The organism is Mesorhizobium sp. B4-1-4 (assembly GCF_006439395.2).
GTDB lineage: Bacteria > Pseudomonadota > Alphaproteobacteria > Rhizobiales > Rhizobiaceae > Mesorhizobium.
Genome location: NZ_CP083950.1, coordinates 2,225,623 through 2,245,703, shown reverse-complemented (window position 1 = coordinate 2,245,703; position 20,081 = coordinate 2,225,623). Strand labels below are relative to the sequence as shown.

Genomic DNA, 20,081 nt, shown 5'->3' with positions numbered 1-20,081 from the left:
ATGTATGTGCCACGATCAGAAGGGACCCGGCCATGGCGAAACGCAATATCGAGATAAAGACCGGCGATGGTGTCGCAAGAGCAGGGCTGTTCCGCTCGTCCGCCGCTTCACCGACCAAGGCCGGGATCATTCTCTATCAGGACGCTTTCGGTCCGCGACCGGCGCTCGACGATATGGCCGAGCGGCTGGCGGACGAGGGCTATGCGGTGCTGGTTCCCGACCTTTTTTATCGCAACGCGCCCTATGGTCCGTTCGACGCCAAGACCGCCTTCGCTGACGAGAAGACCAAGGCAGCGCTGATGGCGCTGGTCACCGGCACGACGCAGGAGATGACCATCAGCGACAGCGCCGCGTTTCTGGACGCTCTTGCCGCCGAAGGTGCCACCGGCCCGCTCGGCACCGTCGGCTATTGCATGGGCGGTGCGCGGGCGCTTAACGCGGCCGCGGCCTATCCGGACCGCATCAAGGCCGCCGCCAGCTTCCACGGCGGCAATCTGGCCAGCGATGCCGCCGACAGCCCGCACCGCAAGGCGGCCGCCTTCAAGGCGCGTGTCTATGTCGGCATGGCGGGTGTCGACCGGAGTTTTCCGCCCGAACAGTCGACGCGGCTGGAGGAGGCACTGCGGACTGCCGAAGTCGACCACACGATCGAGAACTATGTCGGCATGGCGCATGGCTGGTGCGTGCCGGACCATAGCGTTTATGACGAAGCTGGCGCCGAGCGGCATTGGAGGCGGTTGACGGCGCTGTTTGCGGAGACGCTGAGTTAGAGTTCTACTGGCGAGGAGAGCACTCGAGAGTTCGCGCCGCTCTTCATCCGGCCTTCGGGCACCTTCTCCCCGTGAACGGGAAGAAGGAAGAACGACCTCACAAAAATCTTTCCATCATCCCAAGGATTAGCCATTAGCCTTCGTCCAACAGGCAAATGATGGCGATGATGCTGGATGAGAGCGAAGCCTCCGACGCCGAACTGATCGAGCGGGCGAAGGGCGGAGACCGGGGGGCCTTCGGCAAACTGCTGGAGCGTCACTACGACTTCGTCTATCGCGCCGCCTACCGCTGGTGCGGCAGGAAGGCCGATGCCGAGGATATCGCCCAGGAAGTCTGTGCCCGGCTAGGCCGGGCGATCCGCGACTATCGCGGCGGCGGGGCCTTCACCACCTGGCTCTACGCCATGACGATGAACGCGGCGCGTGACATGATACGCAAGACCGCGCGCGAAACGGTGAAGACCGAAGCCTACGGTGTTCATGCGCTGATTTCCGGCGAGGCCTCGGCCGAACCGGAAGACCCGTCCGAGGCCCTGTGGGTGGCGGTGCGGCGGCTTCCGGACAAGCAGCGCGATGCCGTGCTGCTTGTCTATGGCGAGGGCTTGAGCCACGCGGCCGCCGCCGAGGCGATGGCGATCTCGGAGACGACGGTTTCCTGGCACATCCATGAAGCGAAGAAACGGCTGAAAACGCTGATGCGCTCGGCCGGGGAAGTGTGACCATGGTCGACGACAACGAACTCAGAAAGCTGCGCGACACAGCAGTACCGGCGCCGGGCGAGAGCGCGAAGGCACGCGCCTTCGAGGCCGCCATGCGCGCCTATGATCAGGAAAATATTTCCGTCACCCAAGGATCGGCTGCAGGGCTTCGTCTCACAGAGCGAGCACAAAAGCTCTGGAGCGAAATCATGCAAAAGAAACTCATCGCCACGCCGGCTCTTGCCGGGCTCGTCGCCCTGCCGATCGCCGGATATGCCGCCTTCCATCTGCTGAGGGAGCCGTCGCCGTTTGGCGGCGACCAGAAAATCACCGAGACGCTTGCCGACAAGCCGGCGTCAGTGAAGCCGCTGGCCAAGCAGGCGCCGAGAGATCAGCCGATCAACGAGCCGCTCGCGGCCACGGCGCCGACGACGGACAAGAAAGCCGGCGCGGATGTCGAAAGCCGCGATGCCGCCGATGCGCTTGTGGCGCCGCCCCCACCGCCGAAGCCCGAATCCACCGCTGCCGGATCGGCACAGCAGAGCGCTCAGGAGCGTGGCGTTCTGGCAGAGCCCGCGCCGGCACCGCTTCCGTTGAACAATACCGCTGGCGCGCCCAGCGCCTCGCGGGTTGCCCGCATGCAGGCTGGCGAGTCCAAACTGATGGTGCAGCAGCCGGCCATGGCGCCGGCCGATCAGATTGCGCCGCAAGGGGAAAACCGCAATCGCATCGAGGACTTCAAGACCAACCCCATTCACGCCGCGGCGGAGGATCCGGTCTCGACCTTCTCGATCGACGTCGACACCGCCTCCTATTCCTTCGTGCGCCGTTCGCTGAAGGAAGGGGCCTTGCCGCGGGCCGACACGGTCCGTGTCGAGGAGATGATCAACTACTTCCCCTATGACTGGAAGGGTCCTGACTCGGCGTCTACACCGTTCAATTCGACCGTCAGCGTCATGCCGACGCCGTGGAACGCGCACACCAAGCTGATGCATGTCGCCATCAAGGGGTTCGACATCAAGCCAACCGAACAACCGAAGGCCAATCTGGTGTTCCTGATCGACGTCTCGGGCTCGATGGATGAACCCGACAAATTGCCGCTTCTGCAGTCGGCCTTCCGGCTGCTGGTCAACAAGCTCAAGCCGGACGACACCGTATCGATCGTCACCTATGCCGGTGATGCGGGCACCGTCCTCGAGCCGACCAAGGCATCCGAAAAGGACAAGATCCTCAATGCTATCGACAAGCTGACGCCCGGTGGTAGCACGGCTGGCGAGGCGGGCATCAAGGAGGCCTACAGGCTGGCGCAAAAATCCTTCGTCAAGGACGGCGTCAACCGGGTGATGCTGGCCACCGATGGCGACTTCAATGTTGGCCAGAGCGACGACGACGACCTGAAGCGCCTGATCGAACAGGAACGCAAGAGCGGCGTCTTCCTGTCGGTGTTCGGCTTCGGCCACGACAATCTGAACGACCGGATGATGCAGACCATCGCGCAGAACGGCAACGGCACCGCCGCCTATATCGACACACTGGCCGAGGCGGAAAAAGTGTTGGTCGAGGATGCCTCCTCGACGCTGTTCCCTATCGCCAAGGACGTGAAGATCCAGGTCGAGTTCAATCCGAGCACGGTCTCGGAATACCGCCTGATCGGCTACGAGACCCGGGCGCTCAACCGTGAGGATTTCAACAACGACCACGTCGATGCCGGCGATATCGGCTCGGGCCATTCGGTCACCGCGATCTATGAGATCACGCCCAAGGGCAGCGGTGGCGAGCAGATCGATCCGCTGCGTTACGGTCAGGCCACGGTCAACAATGGCGGTGTCGCCAACGCGGACGAATATGCCTTCGTCAAGATCCGCTACAAGCTGCCGAACGAGGACGTCTCGAAGCTGATCACCACGCCGGTGACCTCGGCCAACGAGGTGTCGTCGTTCGACCAGGCGGGCACCGACCAGCGCTTCTCGGTCGCGGTCGCGGCCTTCGGCCAGAAGTTGCGCGACGAGGATGCGACCGCGAAGTTCGGTTACGACAAGATCATGGAGATCGCCACTGCCGCCCGGGGGCCCGACCCGTTTGGGTACAGGTCCGAGTTCCTCTCGCTTGTGCGCCTTGCCTCGGCGCTGGGCGGTAACCGGTAGTGGCAATACGGCCGGTTTTCAGATGATGGGGTCGTTCCGACAGCGGAAACCGGCCCGCGAGCGGGTAAGGCAGGCCGGCGAGGGGATATTCCCTTGCCGGCCTTTTTTCGCGGAATGGTCCAGTTCGTTAAATTGCGCGGCATTTCCGGTACCGGATCGCAACCCCCTGCTTGCTAAACCCGTCATGTCCACGGGCTTGAGGGAGCCGGAATTGCAGATCAGAACGTTCGTCAGTTCGATACCACCGGCACGGGACGCTTTGGCGGTTTCATCAACCCCGTCGGCCGAATCCAGACGCATCAGCGATGATGTCGCGCAGGCGCGCCACACCGCCATGTCGGCACTGACCAATGATCGTTTTCGCGCCATGCTGGAACAGATCACGGACCCCGCCACGTCGGGTGCGCTGATGACGATGCGCGGCGATAGTGTCGTCGACTTCAAGTCGGCGCAGTCAAGCTACGCCGACTACAGCGAATAAACCGAGAGATATCAGGTCCGGCTGCGACGCCGCTCGCGGCGGGCTTCGCTGGTCTCGGCGGTGTTCTCCGTCGCCACCTTGTTGCGCATCGGGCCGATACGCTCGACGATCTTCTCAACCGTCGGGCGATCCGCCTTGGTATGGGCATCGAGCGCCTTGCGCATGGCGGCAAGATGCTGGAACGAGGTGCCGCAGCAGCCACCGACAATCTTTGCCCCGGCGTCGACGGCGAGGCGCACATAGTCGGCCATCAGTTCGGGCGTGCCGGAATAGTGGATTTCGGTGCCGCGGAATTCGGGAATGCCGCAATTGCCCTTGACGATGACGGTCGCCTCCGGCTTCGCATCGGTCATGTCAAGCAGCGACGCTAGGATATCGGAGGCGCCGACGCCGCAATTGGCGCCGACGCCGAGCGGGGCCTCGGAAAGGCCATCGACGACGCCGTGTATGTCTTTCGGCAGCAGGCCCATCATGGTGCGCCCGGCAGTGTCGAAGGAGCCGGTATAGGTGTAGGGCAGACCGACGCGGATGGCGGCTTGCGCCGCGGCGCGAATCTCGTCGGGCGCCGACATGGTCTCGATCCAGGCGACTTCGGCGCCACCTTCCTTGAGACCTTCGATCTGCTCGGCGAAGGCATCGACCGCCTCGTCATAGGTCATGGCGCCAAGCGGCACCAGCAGTTCACCCGTCGGGCCGACGGAGCCCGCAACGATCACCTTGCGGTCGGCCTGGTCGGCGACAGCGCGGGCGATTTCGGCGGCGCGCTTGTTCAGCGCATGCACGCGGTCCTGCGCGTGGTGCAGCTTCAGCCGGTGGCGGGTGCCGCCAAAGGAATTGGTGAGGATGATGTCGGCGCCGGCATCGACGAAATTCTGGTGCAGGCTGGTAATGGTGTCGGGCGCCGTCTCGTTCAGCAGTTCCGGCGCCTCGCCGGCCTCCAGTCCCATGGCGAACAAATTGGTGCCCGTGGCGCCATCGGCCAAGAGCACGCCCTTTTCAGCCAGAAGTGCGTCGATCGGGTTGGTGGTCGTCATCGGATTGGCTTTCATGTTCTGAATTCGAATAAGGATATAAAGAAGTCTTTATGTCTAGTCAATGAAATAGCAACCGGACCATCGCTCAGGCGGTTGCCATTCCTCACGCCGCTCAGACAGAGCCTGATGCGAACGGCATGCCGGCCAGATTGCGCGCGAAGGCAGCGGCCTCATGCGGGTTGACGTCGGCGGCACGGATCAGATTGTCGAAATGCCGGGTCAGTGCCTGGACCGGCTGAGTGGCGTTCAGCACCACATACATGTCGCCGACATAGATGGCGGCGCGATAGGGGCCGAAGATGGTCAGCGGGATCGAATAGCGCATGCGGCCGTCATAAAGAAACAGGCGAAAGGTCGGGTAGAGGTCGTCGAGCAGTGTCGCCATATGGGTAAGCTGCTGCTGACGGTCGGCCGCGGGGAAACGGTCCCACACGCCGAGGCCGCGTGCGAAGATCTCCAGCGTGTGACGCGGCATGCAGACTTCCATGTCGGTTTCCGGGCGCCGATTGTATTCGATGCGATATCGGGTCTCGCTGGCCTGTGCCAGACGGCTCCTGTTGGTGATGTTGGCCTCGTAATCGACGAGCGCGTGGGTTCGCAGGAGATCGGGAATGCCGGCCGGCACATAGCGGATCTTGGTGCCCGCGGCTTCAGCGAACCATTTGGCGAGCAGCGTGCGGTCGAAACCGTCCGGCGCTTCCTCGATCTCCAGGCTTTCGCGGATTTCACCGGTGACGCCTTCGTCCTGGCTGAGGCCAAGCAGCCAGTCCAGCGATACCTTGAATTCGGCGGCTATGTTGAGCAGCGTTTCGGCCCTCGGCAGGCGTGTCGAGGCGCCCGACATCAACTGCGACAGAGCCGACCGATCGATGCCGACGGCTGTCGCGAATGCCGACTGGTTCAGGTCCGAGCGTGTCAGGAGCAGCTTCAGGCGCTCCCGAAAAATCGTCGACAAGTCGCGTTTATCCATCCTATCGCTCCTTGCTTCGGAAGGAAAAATTTGCGCTGAAAGAGCCCTATGGGGAGTTTAGGCGTAAACGAATCCCTAAGACTGTGTACAATGTACAACATATGCGGCCAAAAATGCGCAGACGCAACATTTTGTACACTTTGTCGCGTTGAGTGGAATCATCTCTCCTGACACAATGCTGTCAGGAACCAGTTGGGGTTCCGGCGACTGAGGGACAGTGGTCGATAGCATGGCAGGCAAGAGCATCAAGCGACGCAGTACACCGGCCATCGAATGGCCTACGGTGGTCCTCGCTTTCTTCTGTTACGGAACATGGCTTGCCGCCGGCTTCCTGCTCTGGCCCTCCTATCCCATCCTGGCGCTCGTCATGCTCGGTTTCACCTTGGCGTTGCAGTCGTCGATCATGCACGAAGTGCTGCATGGCCATCCGACGCGCAGCGCGTTGATCAATGAAGCTTTCGTCTTCCTGCCGATCGGTCTGGTCTGGCCGTTCCGCCGCTTCAAGACGCTTCATTTGCGCCACCATGCCGATGAGCGGCTGACTGATCCGCTCGACGATCCGGAAAGCTACTATCAGGCGCTGTGGCAGCATGACGAACTGCCGCCGACGATGAAATTCCTGCTCAAGATTAACAATACGATGGCTGGCCGCTTTTTCCTCGGCCCGTGGCTGTCCTGCATCGGCTTCTTCATCGACGACGCCAAGCATGCAATGGCCGGCGACAAGGCGATCCGCAAAGCCTGGCTGTTGCATGCCATCGGTCTCGCCGTCGTGGTGCCGATCGTGCAGTTCGGCTTCGGCATTCCGCTGTGGCTTTATATTTTGGCGCCGGTCTGGCTCGGCCAGTCGCTGATCGCGATCCGCACCTTTGCCGAGCATCAATGGTCCGAGCACCCGGAAGGCCGCACCGTGATCGTCGAGCGCTCGCCGCTGTCATTCCTGTTCCTCAACAACAACCTGCACTTCGTGCATCACAAGAGCCCCACCGTTGCTTGGTATCGGCTGCCGAAACTGTTTCGCGACCGCCGCGACGACTGGCTGCGGATGAACAACGGCTATGCCTATCCGAACTACTTCGCGCTGATCAAATCCTATGCCTTCAAGGCCAAGGAACCGATCGTGCATCCGGTTCTGCGGCGCGCGCCTGAGCACGGCCGGGCCTTCAAGCCGCGTATTCGCGCGCGCAACATCAATGGGCTCGGCACCGCGCCGGTGCCCGCCGAGCCGCCCAAGGAATAGTTCCTGGACAGCCCGGGATCCGTGTCGCCCAATTCTGATTGGGCGCCGTGTTTCTGCGATCCTTTCTCCAGGCATGGTGATTGAGTGCCGGCATGAGCGAATTTGTTGCTGCTTTGCCTATGTACGACTGGCCAGAAGCACTCGGCGAGGTCGATGCCCAATGGGCTCAGTTGCGTGATGCCTTCCGGCAAAAAGGGATCGATGCGCCGAAAACCATCGTACGGCGAAATGGCGACTTGCCGCCGGCTCCGGGCGGCATACTCGATGCCCAAGGAGCTTTGATCGCACCGGATCCGGCGACATTGCCGGCGGACGAACTCGATTTCCACGAAATATGGCTGCACCCGGCGCTGCTGTTCGCGCAGGCCTGCTGGGGGCCAATGGAGCTTGGGCTGTCGAGCCATGTGCAGGTGGTCGGCCAGCCGAGCTACGACGCCTATGAGGGCGGGCAGGGTGAGCTTTATTCGAGCGCGCTGGTGATGCGGGCAGGCGAGGGACCGGAGGTGCGGTCACCCGCGGACGGTATGGCCTTGCTGCCGCTCGGTGTCGTCATCCGGGGCAAGCGCTTCACCTTCAACAGCCTGGATTCCATGTCGGGCATCATCGCGCTGACGCGCGATCTGCAGGCGGCTGGCGAAAGTCTCGATATCTTTTCATCGCGGAGCGAAAGCGGTGGCCATCGCGGCTCGATCGTTGCTGTCGCCGAGGGCAGGGCGGATGTCGCCGCGATTGATTGTGAAAGCTGGGCGCTGGCGCAGCGTTTCGAGCCGGCTGCGCGCAAGGTCGTGACCGTCGGCTGGACTGCACGACGCAGAGGCTTGCCCTTCATCACCGCTAGGACGACGCCGGAAACGACAGTCCGGGCCATGCGCGACGCTCTTGCCGAACTAGCCGAGCAGCCTCGCATTCAACGGGTAGGTTGAAAGCTGCTCGTTGCCGCTTTCGGTGATCAGGATCTGCTCTTCGATCTTGACGCCGTCATGGCCACCGAGCCTGCCGATATAGCTTTCCACGCACAAAACCATGCCGGGTTCGAGCACACCGTCCGGTGTATCCGGCGTCCAGTCGCCGGCATGGGGCAGGGTCGGGTATTCGTCGGCGAGGCCAACGCCGTGGTAGAGCACGCCATAACGGGTCGGGAAACAGTCGCCCGGCGGCACCGCCGAGCGTTCGACAAGGTCGCGGAACGAGATGCCCGGCTGCATCAGTTCGGTGTTGTGCTCGATCTGGGCGGCGGCGATGCGGAACAGGTCGCGCTGTTCGTTGGTCGGCTTTGTATCGCCGCACAGCCATGTGCGGGAGAGATCGGCGCAGAAGCCGTAGGGGCCAACGAGGTCGGTGTCGAAGGCGACGAGGTCGCCGTCTTCGATAATGCGCGACGAGCATTCCTGGAACCATGGATTGGTGCGCGGGCCCGACGCCAGCAGCCGTGTCTCGATCCATTCGCCGCCGCGCGCGATGTTGCCGCGATGCAGTTCCGCCCACAATTCGTTTTCGGAAATGCCGGGCTTCAGTGCCTGTTCCATCTCACCCATCGCCGCCTCGCAGGCGACGATGGCCCGGCGCATGGCAAGAACCTCATCCGGTGATTTGATCAGCCGGGCATTCTCCATCACCGCTTCGCCATTGCCGATGGAAACACCAAGGCGTGCGAGTTCCTCGACGCCTTCCGGGTTGATGTGATCAACCGCGATACGGCTGTTACCGCCGCCATGTTCCCTGACCAGATCAGCGATGCCGGCGGCCCAGCGGCGGACCTTCTGCTCGGTCAGGTCGCCGCTGTAGAGATACATCCATGACACCGCCGGCCGTACCTCGTCGACGACGCCGGAATGGTCGGACAGGTGTTCGCAGGAAAAATAGTCGAACAGCACCACGGGACCATCGGTGGCGACGAAACAATGCCGCGTCGGGTTGTGCGCCACCCACAGCTGCATGTTGGTCGAATCGGTCGCGTATCGGATGTTGACGGGGTCGTAGAGCAGCGCACCGGCATAACCGCGACGCTTCAGCTCGGCGCGGATGCGCTCGAGCCGGTATTGGCGCATCGCCGGCAGATCGGGGGCGGCAATGCCTGCCGCCGCCCATTCCGCTTCAGCCTGGGCGCCATAGCCCAGCACATGCTGGTTGAGCGAAGCCGCCTTCTCACGGGAGGCTTCGCGCAGCGCCTCGATCGAGCCCGGTTCGAACGGCATGATCTTGCGATGGCGGCCGAAGCTTCCCTTTGGCGCCGCGCCGTCCATGGCCGACCCTCAGGTCCGCATCTTCTCGCCGCTCGGGTCGAAAGGCGCTTCGACATTGATGCGGGCAGGACGCCGGTGTCCAAGGATCTCGATCTCGAACAGCCCGGCGCTTTCGTCCTCGGCCAAGGCCGCCGGCACGTAGCCCTGCGCCATCGACTTCTGGACGTAATGCGCGTAGCCGCCCGACGTCACCCAGCCAACCACGCGCCAGTCGCCGTCGACGATGCCGCGCACGGCGGACGCGCCTTCGGCAGCCTTGGAGCCGCGTACTTCCTTGCCTGAGGTGTCGAAGCGCGGTGCGCCATAGCCATGCGGCTTTTCCACCGTGCAATAATCCTTGCTGACCTTGGCCCAGATCGGCTCGTCGCCCATCACGTCGGCGTCCGCCGCATCGACGATGAAGGAGACGCGGCGCAGTTTCGGCCCTTCCGCCTGTTCCTTGGCGGCCGCTTCGCGGCCGATGAAGTCGTTCTTTTCGAGCTTGATGAAGCGGTCCATCGAGCCTTCGAACGGTCCGTAGATCGGGCGCAATTCGCGGAACCAGGTCGGGAAGTTCTTTTCCAGGCGCATCGACAGCAAAGCGCGCATGCCGAAATCGACCAGGCCGAACTCTTCACCGGCGTCCTTAATCGCCTTGTAGACAAGACGCTGATAGGCCGGCGCCATCCAGATTTCGTAGCCGAGATCGCCGGTGTAGGTGATGCGGTTGACCATGCAGGGCGCGCCGCCGACCGCCATCTCACGGAAGTCCATGAAGCGGAAGGCCTTGGTCGAGATGTCGACATCGACCAGCTTCTGCAGCAGCTCACGCGATTTCGGTCCGGCGATCGAAAGGCCGACGAGCGTCTGGTCGAAGCGGTGAATACGGACAGAGCCATCCTTGGGCAGGTGCTTCTCGAACCAGCGCATGTGGTATTTCTGCGCGGCCGACGAGCCCCAGATCATGAAGCGGTCCTCGGCTGCCTTGGCGATGGTGAAATCGCCGATTAGCTTGCCGAACTCGTTGATCATCGGCGTCAGCACGATGCGGCCGGTCTTCGGCATGCGGTTGGTCATCAGCCGGTTGAGGAACTCTTCCGCGCCCGGTCCCGACACTTCGTATTTAGCGAAGTTGGCGATTTCGGTAACGCCGACACGCTCACGCGTGGCGTGCACTTCCTCGCCGATCGGGCCGAAGTCATTTGAGCGGTGGAAGGAGACGATGTCCTTGGGCTCCTTGCCCTTGGGCGCGAACCAGAGCGGGGTTTCCAGCCCCCACGAATCGCCCATGACCGCGTTGTTGGCGAGCATGGTGTCGTAGAGCGGCGTCGTCTGCGCCGGGCGCGCCGCCGGCAGTTCCTCGTTGGGGAAGCGGATGGAGAAGCGGCGCGAATAGTTTTCGCGCACCTTGGCGTTGGTGTAGCGCAGGCCGGCCCATTCGCCGAAACGCGCGACATCCATGCCCCAGACGTCGAAGCCGGGGTCGCCATGCACCATCCAGTTTGACAGAGCGAGGCCGACGCCGCCGCCCTGGCTGAAGCCGGCCATGACGGCGCAGGCGCACCAGAAATTGGTCAGGCCCTGCACCGGTCCGACCAGCGGGTTGCCGTCGAGCGCGAAGGTGAAGGGCCCGTTGATGATCTGCTTGATGCCGGCCTTCTCGATGCCGGGGAAATGCTTGAAGCCGATTTCCAGCGACGGCGCGATGCGGTCGAGGTCCGGCGGCAGCAGTTCATGGCCGAAATCCCATGGCGTGTTGACCGGCGACCACGGCTTGCAGGCCTTCTCATAGGTGCCGAGCAGGACGCCGTTCCGCTCCTGGCGGGTGTAGATCTCGCCCTTGAAGTCGAGCACGCCGATCATCTCGCGGCCGGTCGACTTGTTGAACTCCTCCACCTCCGGCATCGGCTCGGTGAGCAGGTACATGTGCTCCATTGCCAGCACCGGCAGTTCGACGCCGACCATGCGGCCGATCTCGCGTGCCCACAGGCCGCCGCAGTTGACGACATGCTCGGCATGGACCGTGCCCTGTTCGGTGACGACGTTCCAGGTGCCGTCCGGCTGCTGAGTCAGGTCGACGACGCGGTTGCGCAGCACGATCTCTGCGCCCAGTTTTTTCGCGGCTTTGGAATAAGCGATGGTGGTGCCCGAGGGATCGAGATGGCCTTCGACCGGGTCCCACATGGCGCCGACGAAATTCGTCTCGTCCATCAGCGGGAACATCGCCTTGGCTTCGGACGGGGTGATCAGCTCGGTGTCCATGCCGAGATAGCGGCCCTTGGCATGGGCGAGCCGCAGGAAGTCCATGCGCTCGGGCGTGTCGGCCATCATCACGCCGCCGGTCAGGTGCAGCGAGCAGGACTGGCCTGATATTTCCTCGATCTCCTTGTAGAGTTGGACCGTATAGGCCTGCAGCTTGGCGACGTTGGGATCGCCGTTCAGCGTATGGAAGCCGCCCGCCGCGTGCCAGGACGAGCCGGAGGTCAGCTCCGAACGCTCGATCAGCATGATGTCGGTCCAGCCGGCCTTGGCCAGATGATAAAGAACCGAGCAGCCGACGACGCCGCCGCCAATTACAACCGCTTTTACATGGGATTTCATGAAGATAGGTCCATCTTTGAAGAGATTTAATCGAGAGAGCAGGGCGTGAAAACAAAGCGCAAATCGGATACGGCGATGTTTTCGGTCAGCTTGCCGTCAAGCGCGGCAAGGATGGTTTCACAGACGGAAGTGCGATGTTTCATGACGTCATGGCTCCAGAGACGCAGGATGGAGTAGCCTTCGGCACGCATGAAATCGTCACGGCGACGGTCATAGGAACTGTCTGCGTGTTGGTGTCCGTCGACTTCGACAACAAGCCATCTTTCGCGGCAGGCAAAGTCGGCAAAAAGGGGCCGATGGACAACTGGCGCGTGAAACGATAGCCACCAAGCTTGCGCGCCTTCAGTTCGAGCCAAAGCATCGCCTCGGCTTGATTGCCCGCTTGCCTAAGATTTCGTGCTCGCTGGGTGGTGCCTGTTTTTCGGCGGCTGCGTGTTTCATGAACGCCTTCCCCCACTCCGTCGCCGCTTCGCGGCGCCACCTCTCCCCCCTCCGGAGGGAGAGGAAAGGCGCCGGCTGGAATCGCCGCGCACCCTTCCTCTCCCCCGTCGATCGGGGGAGAGGTGTCGAGCGCAGCTCGACGGAGTGGGGGTCGACTGTTCGTCAACAACATTGGTCAGAAGTCCGTCGGCGCGCCGCCTTCGGCCGTGCGCTTCGCGACAAAGGCGTTGAGCTCCTCGCGGATGGCCGGGTCCATGTAGGGCTCGTCGTACGAGGCCAGACGTTCCTTCCACACCTTGTTGGCTTTTTCCATCGCTGTCGGCGATCCGGCTTCCGCCCAGGTCTCGAAATTGCGCCAGTCCGACAGGATTGGCGAATAGAAGGCGGTCTTGTAGCGGTCCTGCGTGTGCTGGGTGCCGAAGAAGTGGCCGCCGGGGCCGACCGACTGGATGGCGTCGAAGCCGAGCGCTTCTTCCGACAGATCGAGCGGCGTCAGGAACTCGGCCACCATCTGCAGCAGGTCGATGTCCAGAATGGTCTTCTCGTAGGAGCAACGCAGGCCGCCCTCGAGCCAACCGGCCGCATGCATCATCAGGTTGCCGCCGCCTTGCACCGCGCCCCACAGCGAGAACACGCTCTCATAGGCCGCCTGCGCGTCGACCGTGTTGGCGGCGCAGGTGTTCGAGGTGCGGTAGGGGATCTTGTAGCGGCGTGCAAGCTGACCGCCGACGAGTTGCGCCTTCATGTATTCAGGCGTGCCGAAGGCAGGTGAACCGGACTTCATGTCGACATTGGAGGTGAAGCCGCCATAGCCGACCGGTGCGCCCTTCTTCACCATCTGGGCAAAAGCGATGCCGGACAGCGCCTCGGCATTCTGCTGCACCAGCGCGCCGGCGATGGTGACCGGGGCCATGGCGCCCGAAAGCGTGAACGGCGTGACGATGACGACCTGGCCCATGCTCGACATCTGGATGATGCCTTCCATCATCGGCACGTCGAGCTTGAGCGGCGAATTGGTGTTGATAATGGTGAATACCGACGGCTCCGCCATCAATTGCTCGCGGCTGATGCCGCGCGCGATGCGAGTGATCTCGATGCCGTCCACATTGCGCTCCTTGCCCAGCGAATAGATGTGGAACACCTTGTCGGTGAGCGTGGCGAGGTCGCGGACGCATTCGAGGTGACGGACCGACGGATGGATGTCGGTCGGCTCGACCGGATAGCCGCCGGTACAGTTCAAGATGTTGTGCATCTGCGCCAGGCGCAGGAAATTGCGGTAGTCCTGCTGGTTGCCGGGCCGGCGGCCGCGATCGATGTCGGAGCAGTTGGGCGCCGACGCCATCATCGAGATGATCAGATTGTTGCCGCCGAAACGCACATTGTGCGCGGGATTGCGAGCATGGATGGTGAATTCGGACGGACAATGGGAGACCAGTTCGAGGATCATGTCGCTGTCGAAGCGTACCCGCTCGCTGCCCTCACGCACGTCGGCGCCATGCGCCTTCATGATGCGGCGGGCCTCGTCGTGCAGCACGTCGACGCCGATTTCCCTGAGCACGCGCAAGGAGGCGAGGTGGATCGATTCCAGCTCGTCCTCGGATACCAGCCTGGTCGGCTGCAACGGGTTTTTCAGCTGGCGGAAGGCAGGCTGCTCGAACGCGGCCGAGCCACCGGCGCGTTTTCCGGCGCGGCCGCCCCGACGGGCGCGATCGGTTGCCGGAGCCGGTTCGGCGGGTTGAAGGGCGGCGGTCATGAGGAGCCTCGTAGGATGCGAAAGTGGGCGGCATAATGGACCGGCGGCGGTCCGGCCATTGCGGAGGCGGCGACCACTAGAGCGAGGGAAGCGACATGCCGGAACGGCAGTTGCATGGCGGGGACCTCACCTTGTCACCATGACGCGCCAGCAAGTGCTGAGCGCGGCCGAGTGAATGGATGCCGACGGCGCGCGCGTTACAGTACCGTCTTTTACTTCTGATATACTTGCGGGCTGAACGTCTTTGGAGGGACAGCCCCATGCCTGATGTCGTCAAGGTGCGTGCCGCGACCAACAATGAAGTCGCGTTCCTTTCCTGGGACATAGACGGGATGATCCCGGGCTGCCTCGGCTTCGAGATCGTGCGCCTCTATTCCGATACAGGCGAAGAGCGTTGCCTGGCGTCCTGGGTTCCCTTCAAGGGCCAGCGCAATCCGCGATGGATCCCGCAGGATACTGGTGTGTGGCCGGTGCAAAAGACCTTCTGGCGCGATCTCACCGTGCGGCGGCGCCGCGACAGCATCGACGTCAGACCTGACGGTGAATTGATCGCCTATCGGGTGCGCCCGGTAGGCGACATGAAGCCCGGCCTCGATCCAGTGCCGGTACGACCCGAGCAGGTCGTCGGCGGCAAGCCCGCCTACACCGGGCCGGCGCGGCCGCTGGGCTATCTCGGCCGGGGTGCGGTCAGCCCACCGATCTTCCTGGGGCAGATGTTCGGCAAGGCGCGTGTGGCCTTCACCAATGGCGTGCTGTCGACGCAATGGATGTCGCATGCACTGGCGGAAGCCGGCATCAAGGTCGGGCAGCGCGACAAGATCAGGGCGGTGCTGCAGGATCCGACCAGCAAGATACGCGCCTACCTGCATGGCGATGTGCCCGACGTGCTGACCAGCCTGCTGAAACGGGCCAAGATGGACGGCGGCGCCGTCCGGCTCGCGCTTTACGAGCTTGGCGACGACGAGCTGTGCGACGCCATCATCGCCGCGAAGGATGTCGTGGAGGTCATTCTTTCCAATTCGGGCAAGGACGACCAGACCAAGGCCTGGGACGCCGGCAACGCACCCTATAGGAAGCGCCTGCACGACGCGGGCGTGGTGGTGACGGATCGCCTCTTCAATAACAACCACATCGGCCACAACAAGTTTGCCGTCTACCGCGACGCCCAGGGGAAGCCGCAAGCGGTGATGACCGGCAGCACCAACTGGACGTCGACGGGCATTTGCGGGCAGTCCAACAACGCCTTCATCCGCGACGATCCTGCAATGGCCGAAATCTTCGACGCCTACTGGGATCGCATGAAGGCCGACGTGTTTCCGCCGCCGGCCTCGGAAAGCGCTGCCGGCCGCGTGGCACAGACGCAAGGCGTGCCGTTTCGCAAGGAGAACCACATGCCAAACCCGCTGAACGGCGCCACGGCGGTGCTGGACGGCATGACGATCTGGTTTTCGCCGAACGATCCCGACCGCAACAAGAAGGACATCTCGGTGCGGCCGGTGGATCTCGAGGATGTCTTCGCCCGCATCAAGGTTGCGAAGCGGGCGGTGCTGTTTCTGGTGTTCAATCCCTCGCTGCTCGGCGAAAACTCGATCGTCGACCAGGCCGTCGCGGCGGCGAAGGCCGATCCGAAGCTGATCGTGCAGGGCGCGATAAGCGACGAAACCGCCATGCCCAACTATGTCGCGCCGACCAAGGATCCGGTGACCCACAAGTCGAACAAGGACGGCAAGGCGCCCTTCGTCTATCCGGAAAAGATCTGGGAGGCTCCGAACGTCTCCATCGTGCGGGCGGCAAACCTGACCGGCGCCACCATCGCCCGCGACTTCCAGGCTGAGGTGCTGACCGTTGGCCATGCGATCGTGCACGACAAGATTGTTATCATCGATCCGATGGAGGAGAACGCCACCGTCATCACCGGCAGCCACAATCTTGGTTACAAGGCTTCCTACGAAAATGACGAGAACCTGGTGATCGTCGAAGGCGACAAGACCTTCGCGGCCGCCTACGCGGTGCACATGCTCGACGTGTTCGACCACTACAAGTTCCGCGCCTGGCGCAGGACGATCGGCAAGGGGCCTTCGGACGATGACGGACTTTCCATCGACGACCAGTGGCTTAAGCCTTACGCCGACGGCAAGAAGGGCGCGATCGCCGGCTATTTCCCGTAGCGTGGCCTGCCGCGCCTCTCAGGCTCATCCGATCCAGGCCCGCTCGGCCACGGTCGGGCGGACGGGTCGGTTGGCGCAAGCGGATTTCGCTTGCCGGCCCTTTCCTTCCCCCAATCGTGCCGGTAGCTAGTGACGCTTGCCGGCCCGGAGGTCAGCCGGCACTTCACATGGATGACAGCATGGTCGCAACCGGCTCGAGCGAAGGCGAAGCGGGAACGCAGTGGGCAGCGCTCGCCGGCGTTACCGCCGCACTTGCCATGTTCGGCGCCGCGCAAGGGCTGAGCTCGCCGCTGTTCACGCTCCTGATGCAGAAGCAAGGCATGTCGCCGGGATTGATCGGCCTGTCCGCGGCCATGATGCCGCTCGGACTGATCCTGTCGGCGTCGTTCGTGCCGGCGGCGGTGCGTATGGTCGGCGCGCGAAACCTGGCGGTGGGCTGTTCGCTTATCGGAGCGCTCTGCTTCCTGGGCATCGGCTATCTGCAGAACTGGGTCGCCTGGTATGTCATCCGCTTTCTGATCGGCGTGGTCATCAATCCGCTCTACATCCTCGGCGAGGTGTGGGCGCTGTCGCTGGCGCCGCCTTCGCGGCGCGGCCGGGTGATGGGCGTGTTCAACACGCTGATGGGCGCCGGCTACGCCGCCGGCCCGTTCACCCTGACACTGGTCGGTACGCAGGGCTGGGCTCCCTTCAGCGTCGGTATTGGCGGCTTCGTGCTCTGCGCCGTCATCCTGCGCCTTGTCTCTTCGAAGCTCACCGGTTTCGAGGATGATGGGCAGCCGGCCGGCAGCTTTGCCGGTTTTGCCCGGCTGGCGCCGGCGCTGCTGCTGGCCGTGCTGGTCTCGGCCGCCGTCCAGCAAAGCACCTATGCGCTGGTCCCGGTGTTCGGCGCCGGCTATGGCCTGCCGGAAGCCGTGCTCGCCGCACTGGTGATGGCGCTGTCCCTGGGCAACATCCTGCTGCAGATCCCGCTTGGCCTGCTCGCGGAACGCTTCGGCGGCCGCCCCATGATCCTGGCCTGCGCCGTGGCGACGGCAGTTTGCGCGGCGCTGCTGCCGCTCACGATCACGACGCCGCTGATCTGGATGGTGCTGCTGGTGATGGGCGCGGTCGGCTATGGCGTCTATACGATGGCGCTTGTGGAACTCGGCAGCCGCTTCAAGGGCACGCTGCTCGTCACCGGCAATGCGGCTTTCGCCTTGCTGTGGGGCGTTGGCGGCATTGTCGGCCCGCCCGGCGCCGGCCTGTTGATGCAGGGCATCGGCCCGCTGGGGCTGCCCGTGGTGATCGCAGGGCTTGATGCCGTGCTGGTCATCTTCGCGCTCTATCGCTCGTCCGTGCGCCAGAGCGGCAAGGCGTGATGGTGGCGGTTCGGACGACGTCGCGCGAAGGCCTGAATCCTCTTCCGATATGCGGCAGCTATTGAATATCGGACATGGCATGTCGATGTTGCATGCCGAAGCAATCGGAGATTCCATGACCAAGCCCATCGCCAAGCCAGAATCCGCTCATGAAGACCCCTTCCTCTGGCTGGAGGACAGGACGAGCGAACAACCGCTCGACTGGGTGCACCGCCAGAACGAGATCACGGTTGGCGAACTGCAGGGCGATCCATCCTATCAGGCGTCGTTCCAGACGGCGCTCGACCTGATGACGGCGGAGGACAACATCGCTGTCGGTGCGGCCATTGCCGGTCATGTCTATAATTTCTGGCAGGACAAGACCAATGCGCTCGGCCTGTGGCGCCGCACGACGGTCGCCTCCTACAAGACCGACAAGCCCGAGTGGGAGACAATCATCGACTTCGACCAGCTCGCGGCGAAAGAGGGGATCAAATGGGTCTTCAGCGGCGCCAGCCGGCTCTATCCGGACTTCAGCCGCTGCCTGCTCTCGATGTCCCCGGACGGCGGCGACGCCAGCGAGATGCGCGAGTTCGACATCGACACCAAGTCCTTTATCGAGAACGGATTCCGTGCGCCGGCCTCCAAGTCGGGTTTTGGCTGGCTGGACAAGGACACGGTCATCGTCTCGGCGGCCCTCGAGGACGCGGACAAGACCGAATCCGGCTATCCACGCGTGGTCAAGCTGTGGAAGCGCGGCACGAAACTCGAAGACGCCACGCCGATCTTCGAGGGAAAGACCGAGGACCTCGCTGTCGGGGCCGGCGTCGAATTCGACGGCGAGAAACGTCATCTGTTTCTGGCGCGAACGCTCAATTTCTTCGCATCGCACAGTTTCCTGCATCTGCCATCAGGCGAAAACAGGCGCATTCCGCTGCCCGACGACGTCACCGACACAGCGCTTTTCAAGGATCAACTGGTGTTCGGGGTGCGCACCCCCTGGACGGCGCCGGACGGCACGGCGTGCCAGCCTGATGGACTCTATTCGCTCGATTTCGCGCATTGGATCGAAACCGGCGGTTTTGGCGCCATCGAAACCTTGTTGGCGCCGGCATATCGCGTGTCGATTGCCGGGCTCGCCAGAACGCAGGACCGGTTGTTCATCAGCCTGATGGACAATGTGCGTGGCAAGGTGCTCGTCTGCCAGCGCAAGGACAGCGCCTGGTCGCTGAAGCCCGTCGCACTGCCCGAAAACGGCACTGTCGGCATCAGCCATGCCGAGCATTTCGGCTCCAGCGTGTCCTTCTCCTTCACTGATTTCCTGACGCCGAGTTCAATCATCTGGTCCGATGACGATGGTGAGACGCTTGCGACGGTGAAGTCGCAGCCGGCGCGTTTCGATGCCTCGCCGCTGATCTCGGAGCAGTTCGAGGCGCGCTCGAAGGATGGTACGATGATCCCATACTTCGTCGTGCGGCGTCGCGACCAGAAGGGGCCGGTGCCGACGCTGCTCTACGGCTATGGCGGCTTCGAAGTGCCGCTGCTGCCGGGCTATGCCGGTGTGCGAGGCAGGCTGTGGCTGGAGAAGGGCAACGCCTATGTGCAGGCCTGTATTCGCGGCGGCGGCGAGTTCGGGCCGGCCTGGCACCAGGCCGCATTGAAGGGCAAGCGCCAGAACGGCTTCGATGACTTCGCCGCGGTGGCAGAGGACGTCGTCAGGCGCGGCATCGCCACGGCTGCCTCTCTCGGCATCCAGGGTGGCTCGAATGGCGGGCTGCTGACCGGCGTTTCCCTGACGCAGCACCCGGAACTGTTTGGCGCCGTCATCGTCGAGGTGCCGCTGCTCGACATGCTGCGCTACACCGAATTGCCGCCGGGCGCTTCGTGGATGGCAGAGTATGGCGATCCGTCGAAGCCGGAAGACGCGAAATGGCTATCCGCCTATTCGCCCTATCAACATGTCACTGCCGATACCGCCTATCCGCCGGTGCTCTTGACCACCTCGACCGCCGACGACCGGGTTCATCCCGGGCACGCGCGCAAGATGGCGGCCCGCCTCCAGGAGGCCGGGCACGCGAAGGCGCTGTTCTTCGAGGAAACCGAGGGCGGACATGGCGGGCGTGGCGACCGCCGGCCGCAGGCCGCGCAGACGGCGATGAAATACGTGTTCCTGCAGAGGGCGCTGAGCGCCAACCCATAGACACATTCCCTCATGGGCC

15 protein-coding genes and 1 pseudogene are annotated in these 20,081 nt (G+C 63.3%); 9 read left to right on the top strand and 7 right to left on the bottom strand.

Features of this window, described 5'->3' with window-relative positions:
- Positions 1 to 32 precede the first annotated feature (32 nt).
- The 3 genes from FJW03_RS10935 (at position 33) to FJW03_RS10925 (ending at position 3,612) form a co-directional block, all read left to right on the top strand.
- Positions 33 to 770, top strand: a complete 738-nt coding sequence (locus FJW03_RS10935; protein ID WP_140612293.1) for a dienelactone hydrolase family protein — start codon at positions 33 to 35, stop codon at positions 768 to 770.
- A gap of 158 nt (positions 771 to 928) precedes the next feature.
- Positions 929 to 1,489: an RNA polymerase sigma factor gene (locus FJW03_RS10930; RefSeq protein ID WP_140612366.1), complete on the top strand. Its 561-nt coding sequence runs from the start codon at positions 929 to 931 to the stop codon at positions 1,487 to 1,489.
- Positions 1,490 to 1,491: 2 nt separating this feature from the next.
- A complete protein-coding gene (locus FJW03_RS10925; RefSeq protein ID WP_140765802.1) occupies positions 1,492 to 3,612 on the top strand; it encodes a VWA domain-containing protein in 2,121 nt (706 codons plus the stop codon).
- Between the two features lie 18 nt (positions 3,613 to 3,630).
- Here FJW03_RS10925 and FJW03_RS10920 read toward each other — a convergent pair whose 3' ends face one another.
- Positions 3,631 to 3,948, bottom strand: coding sequence for a hypothetical protein (locus FJW03_RS10920; RefSeq protein ID WP_140765800.1), 318 nt, complete (start codon positions 3,946 to 3,948; stop codon positions 3,631 to 3,633).
- Here FJW03_RS10920 and FJW03_RS10915 point away from each other — a divergent pair.
- Entirely contained in the window at positions 3,947 to 4,093 is a 147-nt protein-coding gene (locus FJW03_RS10915; protein WP_140612287.1) for a hypothetical protein, read from the top strand. The two genes, FJW03_RS10920 and FJW03_RS10915, sit on opposite strands and share 2 nt — an antisense overlap.
- A gap of 11 nt (positions 4,094 to 4,104) precedes the next feature.
- Here FJW03_RS10915 and bmt read toward each other — a convergent pair whose 3' ends face one another.
- Both bmt and FJW03_RS10905 read right to left on the bottom strand, forming a co-directional pair.
- A complete protein-coding gene (gene bmt, locus FJW03_RS10910; RefSeq protein ID WP_181173294.1) occupies positions 4,105 to 5,127 on the bottom strand; it encodes a betaine--homocysteine S-methyltransferase in 1,023 nt (340 codons plus the stop codon).
- Between the two features lie 112 nt (positions 5,128 to 5,239).
- Entirely contained in the window at positions 5,240 to 6,097 is an 858-nt protein-coding gene (locus FJW03_RS10905; RefSeq protein ID WP_140612283.1) for a helix-turn-helix domain-containing protein, read from the bottom strand.
- Positions 6,098 to 6,326: 229 nt separating this feature from the next.
- Between FJW03_RS10905 and FJW03_RS10900 the strand changes: the two genes are divergently transcribed.
- Both FJW03_RS10900 and FJW03_RS10895 read left to right on the top strand, forming a co-directional pair.
- A complete protein-coding gene (locus FJW03_RS10900; RefSeq protein ID WP_181173293.1) occupies positions 6,327 to 7,337 on the top strand; it encodes a fatty acid desaturase in 1,011 nt (336 codons plus the stop codon).
- Positions 7,338 to 7,429: 92 nt separating this feature from the next.
- Positions 7,430 to 8,260, top strand: a complete 831-nt coding sequence (locus FJW03_RS10895) for a phosphate/phosphite/phosphonate ABC transporter substrate-binding protein (RefSeq protein WP_140765796.1) — start codon at positions 7,430 to 7,432, stop codon at positions 8,258 to 8,260.
- On the opposite strand, the gene FJW03_RS10890 is transcribed toward FJW03_RS10895, so the two are convergent.
- The 4 genes and pseudogenes from FJW03_RS10890 to FJW03_RS10875 all read right to left on the bottom strand — a co-directional run bounded on the left by FJW03_RS10890 (position 8,225) and on the right by FJW03_RS10875 (position 14,354).
- Entirely contained in the window at positions 8,225 to 9,580 is a 1,356-nt protein-coding gene (locus FJW03_RS10890; protein ID WP_140765794.1) for a M24 family metallopeptidase, read from the bottom strand. The genes FJW03_RS10895 and FJW03_RS10890 overlap by 36 nt on opposite strands.
- A gap of 9 nt (positions 9,581 to 9,589) precedes the next feature.
- On the bottom strand, positions 9,590 to 12,160 hold the full coding sequence (locus tag FJW03_RS10885) for a GcvT family protein (RefSeq protein WP_226890630.1): 2,571 nt from the start codon (positions 12,158 to 12,160) through the stop codon (positions 9,590 to 9,592).
- 26 nt (positions 12,161 to 12,186) lie between these two features.
- Positions 12,187 to 12,641: pseudogene (locus tag FJW03_RS10880) on the bottom strand (endonuclease domain-containing protein).
- A gap of 135 nt (positions 12,642 to 12,776) precedes the next feature.
- On the bottom strand, positions 12,777 to 14,354 hold the full coding sequence (locus tag FJW03_RS10875; RefSeq protein ID WP_140607630.1) for a trimethylamine methyltransferase family protein: 1,578 nt from the start codon (positions 14,352 to 14,354) through the stop codon (positions 12,777 to 12,779).
- A 260-nt stretch (positions 14,355 to 14,614) separates the two neighbouring features.
- On the opposite strand from FJW03_RS10875, the gene FJW03_RS10870 reads away from it, so the two are divergent.
- The 3 genes from FJW03_RS10870 (at position 14,615) to FJW03_RS10860 (ending at position 20,062) form a co-directional block, all read left to right on the top strand.
- The gene (locus FJW03_RS10870) at positions 14,615 to 16,522 is read left to right on the top strand and encodes a phospholipase D-like domain-containing protein (protein ID WP_140763360.1); all 1,908 of its coding nucleotides are present in this window, start codon (positions 14,615 to 14,617) and stop codon (positions 16,520 to 16,522) included.
- A 179-nt stretch (positions 16,523 to 16,701) separates the two neighbouring features.
- Positions 16,702 to 17,883, top strand: coding sequence for an MFS transporter (locus tag FJW03_RS10865; protein WP_140763357.1), 1,182 nt, complete (start codon positions 16,702 to 16,704; stop codon positions 17,881 to 17,883).
- Between the two features lie 115 nt (positions 17,884 to 17,998).
- Complete coding sequence (locus FJW03_RS10860; protein ID WP_140763354.1) at positions 17,999 to 20,062, top strand: prolyl oligopeptidase family serine peptidase; 2,064 nt, start codon at positions 17,999 to 18,001, stop codon at positions 20,060 to 20,062.
- Positions 20,063 to 20,081: the final 19 nt, after the last annotated feature.